The organism is Exiguobacterium acetylicum DSM 20416 (assembly GCF_000702605.1).
Lineage (GTDB): Bacteria > Bacillota > Bacilli > Exiguobacteriales > Exiguobacteriaceae > Exiguobacterium_A > Exiguobacterium_A acetylicum.
Map to the genome: position 1 here is coordinate 1338146 of NZ_JNIR01000001.1, position 14494 is coordinate 1352639.

15 protein-coding genes are annotated in these 14494 nt (G+C 46.9%); 12 read left to right on the plus strand and 3 right to left on the minus strand.

The annotated features are described in order from the left end of the window. Nucleotides 1-57 precede the first annotated feature (57 nt). The 3 genes from serC to P401_RS0107370 are packed head-to-tail and all read left to right on the plus strand — an operon-like array spanning nucleotide 58 to nucleotide 3497. Nucleotides 58-1122, plus strand: coding sequence for a 3-phosphoserine/phosphohydroxythreonine transaminase (gene serC, locus P401_RS0107360; protein WP_029341915.1), 1065 nt, complete (start codon nucleotides 58-60; stop codon nucleotides 1120-1122). Further along, entirely contained in the window at nucleotides 1123-2280 is a 1158-nt protein-coding gene (locus P401_RS0107365) for a phosphoglycerate dehydrogenase (protein ID WP_029341916.1), read from the plus strand. A gap of 14 nt (nucleotides 2281-2294) precedes the next feature. Then, on the plus strand, nucleotides 2295-3497 hold the full coding sequence (locus P401_RS0107370; RefSeq protein WP_029341917.1) for a DUF1015 domain-containing protein: 1203 nt from the start codon (nucleotides 2295-2297) through the stop codon (nucleotides 3495-3497). A gap of 51 nt (nucleotides 3498-3548) precedes the next feature. On the opposite strand, the gene P401_RS0107375 is transcribed toward P401_RS0107370, so the two are convergent. After that, nucleotides 3549-5321, minus strand: coding sequence for a glycoside hydrolase family 13 protein (locus P401_RS0107375; RefSeq protein ID WP_029341918.1), 1773 nt, complete (start codon nucleotides 5319-5321; stop codon nucleotides 3549-3551). A 194-nt stretch (nucleotides 5322-5515) separates the two neighbouring features. Here P401_RS0107375 and P401_RS0107380 point away from each other — a divergent pair, with 194 nt between their 5' ends. Both P401_RS0107380 and P401_RS0107385 read left to right on the plus strand, forming a co-directional pair. Next, entirely contained in the window at nucleotides 5516-6229 is a 714-nt protein-coding gene (locus P401_RS0107380; RefSeq protein WP_023468535.1) for a YebC/PmpR family DNA-binding transcriptional regulator, read from the plus strand. A 244-nt stretch (nucleotides 6230-6473) separates the two neighbouring features. Next, nucleotides 6474-6767: a hypothetical protein gene (locus P401_RS0107385; RefSeq protein WP_023468536.1), complete on the plus strand. Its 294-nt coding sequence runs from the start codon at nucleotides 6474-6476 to the stop codon at nucleotides 6765-6767. 40 nt (nucleotides 6768-6807) lie between these two features. Here the strand turns inward: P401_RS0107385 and P401_RS0107390 are convergent, their stop codons facing one another. Then, on the minus strand, nucleotides 6808-7059 hold the full coding sequence (locus P401_RS0107390; protein WP_029341919.1) for a hypothetical protein: 252 nt from the start codon (nucleotides 7057-7059) through the stop codon (nucleotides 6808-6810). A gap of 357 nt (nucleotides 7060-7416) precedes the next feature. On the opposite strand from P401_RS0107390, the gene P401_RS0107395 reads away from it, so the two are divergent. Genes P401_RS0107395 through mnhG form a run of 7 tightly spaced genes read left to right on the plus strand, consistent with a single transcriptional unit; the run spans nucleotide 7417 to nucleotide 13204 of the window. After that, entirely contained in the window at nucleotides 7417-9822 is a 2406-nt protein-coding gene (locus P401_RS0107395) for a Na+/H+ antiporter subunit A (protein WP_029341920.1), read from the plus strand. Beyond that, the gene (locus tag P401_RS0107400) at nucleotides 9819-10259 is read left to right on the plus strand and encodes a Na(+)/H(+) antiporter subunit B (protein ID WP_029341921.1); all 441 of its coding nucleotides are present in this window, start codon (nucleotides 9819-9821) and stop codon (nucleotides 10257-10259) included. The genes P401_RS0107395 and P401_RS0107400 overlap by 4 nt, the downstream gene beginning before the upstream one ends. A gap of 1 nt (nucleotide 10260) precedes the next feature. After that, nucleotides 10261-10602, plus strand: coding sequence for a Na(+)/H(+) antiporter subunit C (locus P401_RS0107405; protein WP_029341922.1), 342 nt, complete (start codon nucleotides 10261-10263; stop codon nucleotides 10600-10602). Then, on the plus strand, nucleotides 10595-12082 hold the full coding sequence (locus P401_RS0107410; RefSeq protein ID WP_029341923.1) for a Na+/H+ antiporter subunit D: 1488 nt from the start codon (nucleotides 10595-10597) through the stop codon (nucleotides 12080-12082). Before P401_RS0107405 ends, P401_RS0107410 begins: the two co-directional genes overlap by 8 nt. A gap of 3 nt (nucleotides 12083-12085) precedes the next feature. Continuing rightward, a complete protein-coding gene (locus P401_RS0107415) occupies nucleotides 12086-12562 on the plus strand; it encodes a Na+/H+ antiporter subunit E (protein ID WP_023468542.1) in 477 nt (158 codons plus the stop codon). Nucleotides 12563-12609: 47 nt separating this feature from the next. Then, nucleotides 12610-12846, plus strand: coding sequence for a Na(+)/H(+) antiporter subunit F1 (locus P401_RS0107420; protein WP_369792030.1), 237 nt, complete (start codon nucleotides 12610-12612; stop codon nucleotides 12844-12846). Then, nucleotides 12830-13204, plus strand: coding sequence for a monovalent cation/H(+) antiporter subunit G (gene mnhG, locus P401_RS0107425; RefSeq protein WP_023468544.1), 375 nt, complete (start codon nucleotides 12830-12832; stop codon nucleotides 13202-13204). The genes P401_RS0107420 and mnhG overlap by 17 nt, the downstream gene beginning before the upstream one ends. Before the next feature lie 68 nt (nucleotides 13205-13272). Here mnhG and P401_RS0107430 read toward each other — a convergent pair. Further along, nucleotides 13273-14435 (minus strand): IS3 family transposase gene (locus P401_RS0107430; protein WP_152548187.1). Its coding sequence is split into 2 segments (ribosomal slippage): nucleotides 13273-14159 and nucleotides 14159-14435, totalling 1164 coding nucleotides; the frame shifts between segments, so codons are not numbered across the junction. Between the last annotated feature and the right edge of the window lie 59 nt (nucleotides 14436-14494).

Here is a 14494-nt window from a genome sequence, read left to right on the forward strand (position 1 = left end):
ATTCCGTTACACTTGAGTGGTACATATTTTCTGAAAATTCAAGAAGGAGTGTTCCTCATGACGGTTTATAACTTCTCTGCCGGTCCAGCAGTCCTTCCTGCCCCGGTCCTATTGAAGGCTCAATCCGAGCTACTCGATTATGAAAATTCAGGACAATCCGTTCTTGAAATGAGTCATCGTTCGCCAATCTTCGAATCGATTCGGGAGGCAGCTGAACAATCCTTACGGAGACTGATGTCGATTCCCGATTCGTACTCCGTATTGTTTCTTCAAGGAGGAGCTACACTTCAGTTCGCGATGTTACCGCAAAATCTGGCAACGAAGACCGGACGGATTGATTTCATCGATACCGGCGGCTGGTCGACGAAGGCGATTGCAGATGCAAAACGGTACGCCACGGTCAACGTGCTCGCCTCTTCCGCTGATCACGGGTATCGCTTCATTCCAGAAGGTCCGTTCACGTCAACAGCCGACTATTTGCACATCACTTGGAACAATACCCTCGAAGGGACGACGTATCAGACACCGCCTCATGTCGATGTGCCACTCGTCGCTGATGTCTCGTCATCGATTTTGTCTGAACCATTGCCAATCGAGTCATTCGATGTGTTGTATGCTGGTGCTCAAAAAAACCTTGGTGTCGCCGGTTTAACGGTCGTCATCGTGAAGAACGAGTTGCTTGATCGTGTTCCTGACACGATCGGTGCCTACTTACGGTATGACATCCATGCAAAACAGCGATCTCTTTATAACACGCCACCGACGTTTAGTCTTTATATGACGAAATTAGTGCTCGATTGGATTGAAGAGACGGGACTCGAGACGATCGCGGCACGAAACGTCTCACAAGCGCGCATGTTATATGAAGCAATTGATCAATCCGATCTATTTCATAACCATGTAGCCGTCAAGGATCGAAGCCGGATGAACATTCCATTCTCGACTGGAAGCGAATCGGAAGACGCTGCTTTCTTGAACTTCGCTGCGCGTCACGATTTGATCAATCTTGCCGGTCACCGCTCGATTGGTGGAATGCGCGCGAGTCTTTACAATGCGATGCCGACCGAAGGGGTTACAGCACTGCTTCATATCATGCACCGTTTTGAACAGGGGGAACGTTAAATGTATCAAGTCCAACTATGGAATGATCTATCAGACAAAGGATTAAAACGATTTACAGACGACTATCACGTCCAGCGGGAAACGGAGCAACCAGACGCCTTTCTCGTCCGCAGCAAGGATTTACATGACATGCGCTTTCCGGATAGTCTCAAAGCCGTCGCCCGAGCTGGCGTCGGTGTCAATACGATTCCACTCGATCAACTCGCGAACCGCGGGATTCCCGTCTTTTCGACACCAGGTGCCAATGCGAATGCCGTCAAGGAACTTGTCATCGGTAGTTTGTTCCTGACGGCGCGAAAACTCGTCCCGAGTCTGCTTTGGACGAACAACTTGCGCGGACCGGATATTCCGGAGCGGATCGAAGCGAACAAAAAACAATTCGTCGGAACGGAGTTACTCGGGAAACGAATCGGGATCGTTGGACTTGGGGCGATCGGGGCAAACTTAGCCAACACCCTTCACGAGCTCGGCATGACCGTCACAGGCTATGATCCACATATGTCCGTTGAGTCCGCTTGGCGCGTCTCGAATCAGATTCAGCGGGCAACACAGCTCGAGGATCTCCTCGCGACAAGCGACTACATCACGTTGCATCTCCCGCTCGTTGATGCGACGACGGGTTTACTCGATGCGTCACTCTTTTCAAAAATGAAACACGGCGCGACCCTACTCAACTTCTCGCGTGGTGAACTCGTCGATGAACAAGCGCTAGCCGAAGTGCTCAGGTCCGGTCGCCTGGCGAATTATGTGACGGATTTCCCGAACGCCTTCATCTTGTCCCTCCCCCGGGTCATTGCTTTACCACATATCGGGGCATCAACAAGTGAAGCGGAGGAAAACTGTGCCATCATGGCGGTCGATCAACTGCGTCTGTTCCTTGAGGCAGGAAACATCCGCAATGCGGTCAATTTCCCAGCCGTCGAGTTACCGTTCACTGGAAAACGACGAATTACGATTGCTCACCACAACATTCCGAACATGGTCGGTCAAATCGCCTCCGTGTTAGCGCAAGAGTCGATCAATATCGCGAATATGATCAATGGTAGTAAAGATTCGATTGCCTATACAATCATCGATATCGATAACCATGCGGACGAATCGATCTCGCTCGACCGACTGAATCAGATTCCTGGCGTCTTGAAAACACGTCTACTTTAAAAGGAGTGAACCCCATGCCAACTTTCGAACCTTTTGCGGCGTTACGACCGGACTCAAAATATGCGGCAGAATTTGCCGCCTTACCGTATGATGTTTATTCGCGCGAAGAAGCACGTTCTGAGATTCGACGTCATCCGCTGTCTTTTTTACGGATCGATAAAGCAGAAGCCACCCTTCCGTCATTGATCGCTGAAGATGACCCACGCGTTTATCAGCAAGCGGCGCTTGCCTTCGAAGAGAGTCAAACAAACGGTATCTTGCAACTCGATCCGGACGAGACATATTACATTTATCAGTTGTCAGACGGGACACATACGCAATCCGGTTTCGTCGGATGTGTTGCCGTCAGCGATTACGAGACGAATCAAATTCGTAAACATGAATTCACACGTCCTGAAAAAGAACGTGACCGTGTTCGGCACGTCGAACAGTTACAAGCTCATACGGGACCGATTTTACTGGCGCATCAGACCGATCCACAACTCGAAGCAATCGTCACAACGGTCACTGCCGGCGACCCTCTATATGATTTCACCGTCGATGGAGTGACGCACCGAATTTTTAAAATCGCCGATCGTAATCACCTGTTGACGATCGGAAGCCAGTTCGCCCGTCACGATGCTCTCTATATCGCTGATGGTCATCATCGTGCGGCGGCGGCCGCCATCGCTGCCAGTCGGACGGACCAGGAGGAAGCCCAACGTTTTCTTGGTGTTTCCTTCCCGCAAGATCAATTACGAATCCTTGGCTACCACCGTGTCGTCGAAGATTTATACGGTCAATCGGTCGTTGACTTCCTCGAGCGATTAGCCCATCGCTTTACGATTACAAAAGGACGCGCTGAACAAACGAAGTCTCACCAAATTGAGATGTATCTCAACCGGCAATGGTATACCCTTTCGTACAAATCTGAACGAATCGGGACGAAAGCGAATCTCGACGTCTCGATTTTACAAGAAGAGTTGTTGACACCGTTACTCGGTATCGAAGATCCACGGACGGACGCACGGATCCAGTTCGTCGGTGGTCATAAGGGATATGCTGGTCTTGAGCAGATCGTGGACTCTGGGCATGCCGCTGTTGCTTTTCACTTGCATCCGACTTCGATCGAAGATTTAATGGCTGTGGCTGATGCCGGAGAAGTGATGCCACCGAAATCGACTTGGTTCGAACCGAAACTTCGGAGCGGTTTACTGATCCATCCGTTTGATTCGTAATGCACACTAAAAAAGCAAGTCGCGGATGCGATATCCACGACTTGCTTTTTCTTATACGTGTCGCAAAAGAAGAGCTGACACAGCTTCTACTTGAATAGTTTCCGATAACGTCGTTCCATCTAACAGACTTTCATACGTTCCTTCAAGCGAAAGAGATTGTACCTCTTCACTGACGTTGACGACGAGCAAGTAAACCTGTTCGCCCTGACGTCGCTCGACAATAAATGTCTGTCTTGTATCATCGATCCTTTGGAAATGATACGTTCCGGCATTTGCTAAAACCGGATGCTGTTTTCGAAGGGCGATCAACTGCGCAACGTGATCGAACAACTCGAGGTTCTGCTTCGTCTCGTCCCATTCCATACACGCACGGTTGGCCGGATCTTGCCCACCCTTCATTCCAATCTCATCACCATAATAGATGACGGGTGAACCTGGAAATGTCAACAGTGTAGTGAACAGCAATTTCATTCGATCGATATTCCCTTTCGCACGCGTTAGAGCACGCGGCGTGTCATGCGAGTCAATCAAATTGAACATGACCTCGTTGACATTTTGGGAATGCCAGTTCAAATTCCGGCTGACTGCATGTGAGAAATCACGAACGCGCGTCTCGCCCGTCGCAAAACAAGTCAAAAAGCTCTCGGTCAAACCATAATTCATGACGGCATCAAATTGATCGCCGAGGAGCCATGGTTGCGAATCCGTCCAGCACTCACCGACGATATAACATGTTCCGTTCGCAGCCCGGACTTCCTTGCGAAACTCACGCCAAAATGCATGATCGACTTCACTTGCGACATCCAGACGCCAGCCGTCGATTCCGAATTCCTCGACCCAGTAACGTCCGACGTGAAGCAAATAGTCTTTGACGTCCGGATGGGCAGTATTTAACTTCGGCATGTTTCGTTCAAAGGCAAACACTTCATAGTTCGGAATCGATGGATCGACTGGGAAGGAACCAATCGTAAACCAATTGGCGTATTTTGAATCTTTCCCCTTTTCTAAGACATCCTGAAAGGCGGGGTGCTCTTCACTAATATGGTTGAAGACGGCATCGAGTAATACGCGGATACCGTTCTCATGTAGCACATCGATCATCTTGCGGAACGTTTTCTCATCACCAAATGCAGGATCAAGCTTCAGATAATCAAGCGTATCGTATTTATGATTCGATGGTGCCTCAAAGACTGGGCAGAAGTAGACACCCGTGACGCCAAGACGTTGTAAATGATCGACGTGATCGATGACCCCTTGAAAATCTCCACCAAAGAAATTCTGAAAAGCAGGTGCTTCACTTCCCCACTCCTTCGTTCCCGCTGGATCATTCGCCGGGTCACCATTCGCGAATCGTTCCGGGAAAATTTGATACCAGACCGTATCCTTCACCCACTCCGGTGTATCAAAGACATCCGTTGCATGAACATATGGCACAGAAAAATAATAGCCCGGATGATCGAGTGGCGCTTCGTCATACCAGCCACGCTCGGTTAAAACGGCTGTCGTATCGCCATGAACCTCAAACCCATATCGTACCCGCTTCCGTTCTGGACGGATTGCAACGAACCAATAGTCATACGTTGCATCACTTCCATTGTGTTGCATCGGCGTCCGCTCTACTTTCCATGATTTTTCTTTCTCCGGATCAAAATTCCAATCTCGGTCTTCTTCTTTTTCCGCTTCCCATTCGTACGGATCACCATATATCAATTCAACTTTTTCAATATCGTCTTTAGCCGTCATGAGTCGGACATGGACCGTCTCTTGATCGTAAGCATAAACGAACGGTGATAATGCGCGATGAACTACCCCAGCCTGGTTCAAATTCTACCACTCTCCCTTAAATTGATATTTCTCTATCGGTAAAGTTCCTTTCTTCCACATCGCTTAAACGTATTTAATAGAAATTCAACGGTTCCACCGACATTTTAGTTCAGTCTGTCAGGTAGTTTAAGGTATACTGATAACGCATAGGAAATCACGGATTTCTGACATTACGGAAAGAGAGTGGATACGAAATGGGTCGTAAATGGAATAACATCAAGGAAAAAAAAGCATCAAAAGACAAAAATACGAGTCGGATTTACGCAAAGTTCGGTCGTGAGATTTATGTAGCGGCTAAACAAGGTGAACCCGATCCAGAATCAAACCAAGCATTAAAGGTCGTTCTCGAACGAGCGAAAACATACAACGTGCCACGTGCCATCGTCGATCGGGCGATTGAAAAAGCAAAAGGTGGAGCGGAAGAAAACTACGACGTCTTGCGTTATGAAGGATTCGGTCCAAGCGGTTCAATGGTCATCGTCGAAACTTTGACGAACAACGTTAACCGGACGGCTTCTGACGTTCGTGCTGCATTCGGAAAAAATGGCGGAAACATGGGCGTGAGCGGATCCGTCGCTTATATGTTCGATGCGACGGCAATCTTTGCGTTTGAAGGTAAAACTGCAGATGACGTTCTCGAATTGATGATGGAAGCGGATATTGATGTGCGCGATATCCTCGAAGAAGACGAATCTGTCATCATCTACGCTGAGCCGGAACAATTCCATGCTGTACAAGAAGCGTTGAAAGCTGCAGGCATTACTGAGTTCTCACTTGCCGAACTGGTCATGCTCGCCCAAAACGAAGTCGCGTTGTCTGAAGACGACGTCGCACAATTCGAGAAAATGATCGATGCACTGGAAGATCTTGAGGATGTGCAACAGGTCTACCATAACGTAGAACTATAATTAAAAAGACAAGGGGATGGTCACGACCATCCCCTTGTCTTTTTAATTATAGTTTCTGTATCGGTTAACGCCCGAAATCGGTCACGCACCGTCTGTTTTTATCATAAAGTATGAAACGCGTTTCATAACAAGAACATAAAAAGATTCATTTGTGATGTTTATTTCTTGTATTTAATGGGAATAGTAATATTCGGAGTTGATTATAACTTATTTTGCTTTGAAGAAATAAAAGGAGGAACGAACGATGACATATTCTTTAATTGAAACATTCAAACACATCGTAAGCGAGGCAACTAGCTTTAAGCGCGTTGATTTCGGAGGTTACGATATTTATATGCAGACAACAGATGGACGAACGATTACGGCACACATCCGCTATGATGGTGGTGGTACGGACTTCAATGAAGCTTATTTAATGCTTGAATCGAGTACCGGTCAACGTCGCACAGCGACCTTAACGCTTTATCAATTCGAACATCTCTCTTCTTATACTGCACACAGTGAACGGACACGTGCCCTAGTCACAACAAGTGCTTAATGACCATAAAACACGCCTCTCATTCGAGAGACGTGCTTTTTTAATTTTCTTCTCGCTCGAGGCGCTCGAGTTCTGCGTGTGTTTGTGGGAATCCATTCGCTTGCCAATCTGCCCGATGAATGGAATCCAGTTGTGTCAGTCCGACTTCAGCCGGATCGCGTTTCGCGTCGACACTTGGACGATGGTCAATATCATCTGAAGTCGATTTTCGTTGTTGGTATTGTTGATAGGCGATTGTCGCAATCGCCGCTAGACCACCTAAAATGACACCTGTCTTGAATGTTGCTCGCATGAAAGTTCCCCCTCTATGGTCATTAGTTGTGCTCTAGGTAGATGTACCCGAGTTACTTGAATTTGAATCATTCTTCTCATGGATCCACGTGTTTTTTGAAAAAAATCAAAAAAATTTTCAGCCTATTTCTGCCGTGTTCCTACATATTTAATAATCAAGAGAAAAAATGGCTCTATCCTTTATGCTTCAACGCTTCACGTCATGCAAGAAGGAAAAAAGTACGCTATACTTGATTCAGAAACATCTTCGACGAACAAAATGAATCGTGTCTTCTACTGGACAGTTCCGAGCTTCAACAGCTTGCGTTCGCGTCCCTTTTTCATTTTTGGTCGTCGATGTCACAAAGGAGGGAATTTCGTGTCCGTGATGCACGGGGCTATTTTACTGCCCATATTGATCAGTCTTTTCATTCCGCTTCTAGCGAAACGCCTTCCGAACATTCATACCGGTTGGTTTGTACTTGTCGTACCTGTACTGCTCGTTTCGTATTTCAGCCGCTTTCTCCCTGGTACGATGTCAGGTGAGACCTTTACGGCACGCATGCCGTGGATACCATCACTCGGTATCGATTTCGTCACGTATCTTGACGGACTCGGCTTATTGTTCGCACTATTGATCACAGGAATCGGCTCACTCGTCGTTCTTTATTCGATTTTTTATCTAGATGCGAAAAAAGAATCACTCGGAACATTTTATGTCTATCTGTTGATGTTCATGACCGCCATGCTTGGGGTCGTACTGTCAGATAACATGATCGTCCTCTATCTGTTCTGGGAATTAACGTCGATTTCGTCGTTCTTATTGATTGCCTACTGGTACGAGCGGGAACGTTCTCGTTACGGCGCTCAAAAATCGATGTTGATCACCGTCTTCGGTGGACTAGCGATGCTTGGGGGAATTGCGATTCTCTCTACACTCAGTGGATCGTTAAGTATTCGTGAGACCTATGCGTCGCTTGAATCGATTCAAGGTGAACCTTTCTTTACGGTCGCCCTTGTTTTATTCTTGCTAGCCGCCTTCACGAAATCGGCTCAGTTTCCGTTCCACATCTGGTTACCGGATGCGATGGAAGCACCGACCCCTGTCAGTGCCTACTTGCACTCGGCAACGATGGTCAAGGCAGGGTTGTATCTTGTCGCTCGTTTTAGTCCGATTTTTGCGGATGAGTCGCTTTGGTTCTATCTCGTCTCATCTGTCGGAATATTCACCTTATTCTGGGGTTCACTCAATGCGGTGAAACAACATGATCTGAAAGGAATCCTTGCTTACTCGACGATTTCTCAGCTTGGATTGATCATGTCCTTACTTGGACTTGGAGCTGCCGCCTTACACGTCGATGCGTTAGATGACGGATTATATACAATCGCGACAGTTGCTGCGATCTTCCATCTGATCAACCACGCGACGTTTAAAGGCAGTCTCTTCATGATGGCGGGAATCGTCGATCACGAGACTGGTACTCGCGATATTCGGAAGCTCGGTGGTCTTGCGCAACTCATGCCGATTTCGATGACGATTGCGATGATCGGGACGCTTTCGATGGCGGGGATTCCACCATTCAACGGGTTCTTGAGTAAAGAGATGTTCTTGACAGGTGTACTTGAAGTTTCAGGATCTGACTTGTTCCACTTACCGTCTTACGGTTGGATCATTCCTGTACTCGCCGTCGTCGGAAGTATCTTTACATTCGTCTATAGCATCTTGATCGTCCGCAGAACATTCTTCGGTAAGCGTCAAGACGACAAGTTACCGAAAACACCACACGAGGCACCGATTGGCATGTTGATTCCACCTCTCGTCCTCGTCTCGCTCGTCGTCATCATCGGACTCTTCCCGAATCTATTATCGGATACGTTGATCCGACCGGCAGTCGAAGCGATCTTACCGCAAGTCGTTGATGCGGGTGGGAAGATTGATGTGCATATTTCAATGTGGCATGGATTCAATACTGAATTATTCCTGACACTCGTGATCATCAGTGCTGGCGTCATCTTGTATAAAACACTCCCACGCTGGCAATCGCTCTATAACCGGATGCCTCGTGCCGTCTCCTTGAATCATCAATATGACGCTTTATTACGTCGTGGTGAACAGACCTCGACAAAGATTCACGATACGGTCATGACCGGATACATGCGGTCATATCTCGTCTACATCTTCGGATTCATCGTCATCTTGATCTTGACGGCATTATACGGGTTTGATGCCTTCCGCTTCGCAGTTGATCCAATCAGCTCGATTGACGCGTATGAGATCATCCTTGCACTCGTTCTCGTTTCGAGTGCCCTTTCGATCACCTTTGCGCGTTCACGACTGACATCGATCATCTTGCTCGGTGTGACAGGTTATACGGTCGCTCTATTCTTCGTCTTGTTCCGAGCGCCAGATCTCGCCTTGACACAACTCGTCATCGAGACCGTATCGGTCGCTCTATTCCTGCTCGTTTTCTATCGTTTACCGGAAATCAGTCGGAAAGAAGAACGCATTCCGTTCAAGCTCGGCAACGCCTTGATTTCAGCACTCGTCGGATTGACGGTGACACTCGTCGCCCTTGCTTCTCTCAGCCAACGATCGTTTACTTCAATCGCCAAGTATTACATCGATAATGTCGCTGATCTTGCCGCTGGCGGTAATATGGTCAACGTTATTCTCGTCGACTTCCGTGGCTTCGATACGTTGTTTGAGATTGCCGTTCTCGCACTTGCCGGAATCGGTATTTACACGATGATTAAATTCAGACGAACAGGAGGGATCGATAAATGAAAAAGCAGGCGAAAAAGCATACGAATGACGTCATCTTAGAGTCCGCGACTTCCTTTATCACGTTCGTCATCTTCCTGTTTGCTGTCTACTTGTTCTTTGCTGGACACTATACACCGGGTGGCGGTTTCATTGGCGGTCTTGTGACGGCGTCTGCTCTTGTATTGATCTTACTTGCTTATGACATCAAGACGTTACGCCGGATTTTGCCATTCGACTACAAATGGATCACGGCTCTTGGCATGTTGATTGCCGTACTGACGGCTTCAGGAGCGCTTGTCTTTAACGTACCGTTCTTCACACATGCACATGACTATTTCAACCTACCGTTATTCGGTAAGACATCACTTCATACAGCGATGTTGTTTGATCTTGGTGTTTATCTTGTCGTCGTCGGTGTGACGATGACGATTATTCAAACGATTGGGGAGAGTGATTAATATGGAAATCATCATGGCGATCGCCGCAGGCATCCTGACGATGTGTGCCATTTATCTCATTCTTTCGAAAAGTATTCTTCGCATTATCATCGGAACAGGGTTGCTCAGCCACGCTGCCCATCTGCTCGTCATGACGATGGGGGGATTAAAACGAGGCGCGGCTCCGGTCTTAAAGGACAGCGTGACTTCCTATACGGATCCACTACCGCAAGCACTCGTCTTGACCGCCATCGTCATCAGCTTTGGTGTCACTGCCTTTTTCTTGGTACTTGCTTATCGTGCCTATCAAGAACTCGGAACCGATAATATCGAAGAGATGAAAGGAACCGATTCGAATGATTAACTTACCGCTACTACCAATCATCATCCCTTTGTTGACGGGTGTCCTCTTAATGTTTTTCCCGCGACACCTCAAAGGACAACGAATCGTTTCTTTCTTTTCGACGATTTTGACTGTCTGTGCCTCCATCTATCTCGTGCTGACTGTCCGGTCAAACGGCATCTTAACAGTCACACTCGGTAGCTGGCCAGCACCTTTTGGTATCACGCTCGTCTCTGACATGCTATCCGCTTTACTCGTCACGACGACAAGCATTCTTGTTCTTTGTATCATCTGGTATGCCATTGTCTACTTGAGCGTTTCCTATCAACGGTACTACTATTTCATCGCCGTCCAATTCCTGCTCGTTGGTGTCAATGGTGCCTTTACGACAGGTGATATCTTTAACATGTTCGTCTTCTTCGAAGTCTTCCTGATTTCGTCTTATGTTTTGATCGTTCTCGGCGGGAAACCGGCACAATTACGAGAATCGCTGAAGTATCTTTTGATTAATGTCATCTCGTCTGCATTATTCGTCATGACCGTCGCCTTCTTGTACGGAATCATCGGATCACTCAGCATGGCGGATATCAGTCAAAAGATTTCAGAGGTCGGACAGCCGGCAATCCTAAACGTCATCGCCTTGTTATTCCTGATCGTCTTCGGATTAAAAGGTGCGATCTTCCCGCTCTACTTCTGGTTACCTGGTTCTTATCAAGTACCGCCGACGCCTGTTCTTGCTCTGTTCGGTGCCTTGCTGACGAAGGTCGGGGTCTACGGGATTTTACGGACGTATAGTTTGTTCTTCTCAAATGAGATTGGAACGATTCATCAAATCTTAAGTATACTTGCTCTCAGTACGATCGTCATCGGGGTGATCGGTGCGCTTGCGACACGGGATGCGAAGCAAATCATCATCTACAACATCATCGTCGCAGTCGGGGTCATCTTGTACGGGGTTTCCCTCATGACACCGCAAGCACTAGAAGGTGCGATTTTCTACCTTCTTCATGATATGTTGATCAAAGCCGCTTTATTCCTTCTCGTAGGGATCATGGTCGGAATTGCCGGCTCGAGTAAACTGAAAGATATGGGCGGGATGATCAAAACCTATCCTGTACTAGGTTGGACGTTCTTCATCGCGGCGTTATCACTTGCCGGGATTCCACCGCTCAGCGGGTTCATTGGGAAATTCCTGATCGTTCGTGGTGGTATTGAAGCTGGTGAGTTGATTGGACCAATCATCGTCTTACTATCCAGTCTGCTCGTCTTGTATTCGGTCGTTCAATTGTTCATGCGTGCCTTTTGGGGAACACCGAAGACTTACTCGGGTGATAAACAAGCGCTTGTTCCCAAGCTGCTTGTTCCTACGATTGTCTTAGTTGCGCTCAGCGTTCTCTATGGAGTAGGTGCTGAGGCGATGCGTCCACTGATTCAACAGGCCGTCGAACCGTTGACGAATCCAACGCTCTATATCGATGCCGTACTAAAAGGAGGTCGTTAATTCATGGCATTTCAAGTCTTGCTCAACTTATTTCTTGCATTCTTGTGGATGTTTCTCTCAAACAATTTCTCGGCCTCCGGTTTCGTCATTGGTTACGCGCTAGGGTTGATTGCGATGTTCGCTTTCCGTCGCGGCTTCAAAGGTCGCTTTTATCTCGGACCTGTCGTCGCACTCGTCCTATTGTTTTTCCGCTTTCTCTACGAGCTTGTCGTCGCGAACATCGATGTCTTGAAAATCATCTTAAAGCCGAAGTTAGATATTCAACCTGGTATTTTCGCCTATGAGACCGAACTCGATCAACCGTGGCAAATCACGTTGCTGTCAATGCTGATCACGCTGACACCGGGAACGCTCGTCGTTGATATCTCGGATGATAATAAGACACTCTACATTCATGCACTCCACATGCCAGAGGTCGATGAAGCGGTCGCTTCGATTCGTGATAGTTTTGAGAAAGCCATTCTGGAGGTGAGTCGGTGATGTTCGATATTTTAATCTATATCGCACTCGGGGGTGTCTTTCTCTCGATGCTCGGTCTGTTTTACCGGGTCATCAAAGGACCAAGTGTTGCGGATCGTGTCATCGCGCTTGATTCAATTGGTATCAGCTTGATTTCAATCGTTGGCCTTGTCTCGATCATCTTACGGACGAGCGACTACCTCGAAGTCATCCTGTTGATTGGTATACTCGCCTTCATCGGTACAGTTGCCTTTTCAAAATATATCGAGAAAGGAGAGATCATCGAACGTGATCGCAACCAATGAATTGATCGTCGCGGTCTTCGCCTTGCTCGGTATGGGATTTAGTCTCGTCACCGCGCTTGGTCTGATCCGCTTACCGGATGTCTATACGCGTGCTCACGCTGCATCTAAAAGCGCGACATTAGGTGTCATGTCGATTTTAATCGGCGTCATCATCTATTTCGTCACTGAAGATGGATTCTTCTCCTCTCGTGTCGTTCTCGGCATCCTGTTCGTGCTCATCACAGCACCGATTGGAGGACATCTGATCGCTCGTGCTGCATATTACAGCAATGTTCCGTTGTGGAAATCGTCTGTTCGTGACGACTTGTCTCAGAATAAAGAACATGTGGAACCAAAGAAACGCCAAGATGACGTATAAGTATCGCTATGACAAAACCCTCGCTTTAGACTGACCTAGCAATATGAGACACATATAAAACACCTTGATTAGGCTGCCTGTACACCGTATTTTTTCGGTGTCAGGTAGCCTAATTTTTCTTGGATTCGTTCTTCGTTATAGTAATTTAAGTAATTAGTAACGCGTTCAGAGACCTCATGGTCTCTTAGTGAATTAAATTTGACGTACTGGAATTCCTCGGACTTTAAATTAGAGTGGAACGATTCGATAACTGCGTTGTCCCAACAGTTTCCTCTACGAGACATGCTGCTTGTTAGGTGATTCCTTTTAACGAATTCTTGAAAGGCGTATGACGTATAGACACTTCCTTGGTCCGAATGAAGGATGACCCCTTCGGGATAGTTTCGATTCTCAAGCGCTATCTTCAACGTATCAATCACAAGAGACGTTTGTTGATGCTCGTATAACTTGTATGCGACGATTTCGTTATTAAAAAGATCCATAATGGTGGAAAGATATTTCGTCGTGCTGCCGTATTGGATATAGGTGATATCCGTCACCCACTTTTGATTCGGTTTACTTGCTGTGAAATCGCGCTTGATGAGATCCGGTGCCGTTATGATGCGCTCACCTTGAGACTTCCATCTTCGCTTCGGCTTGATCCGACATTGGAGATGGTGTTTTTGCATGATTTTCTGTACGGTATTCCGATTGGCTTTTAACTGATAGATTTGCTGTAATAATGCCTTTATTTTTCGATGTCCATTCCGATACTTCGTCTGTGTACTTAGTTTAATGACGGTTTTTTCGAGCACCGAAGGTGCTTTAACAGATTCCTTAATCCAACGGTAATAGCTTGCTCTTGGTACATTCAAAGCGCTAAGAATGGCGGTGATTGTATACTTTCTCCGAAGAAACTCTACAATTTTTATGACTACTTCTTTCTCAACTCTCTTTCGATTTCCATGTACTTTTTTAAGATCTCATTTTCCATCTTCAGATGTGACATTTGTCGTTCTCTCTTGTCATCCTCACTCGCAGAATCTGGACCATGTCCATAGGTATATTGTTTACCGATTGGCTGATCAAATCGATAATGTTCGTTAGAGCGATACCATCTCATCCATGTTTTGATTTGAGATTCATTTTTGATTCCGTACTTCTCCATGATTTCTCTCGTCGTTAACTTACCACTCAGCTTATCTTTGACTACTGCCCATTTCACTTCACTTGAATATACGTTTTTGCCTATGCAAAAACACCTCCGATGTTAGTACTTTTTAAAAGTGTACCACTCCGAAGGTGTTTTAT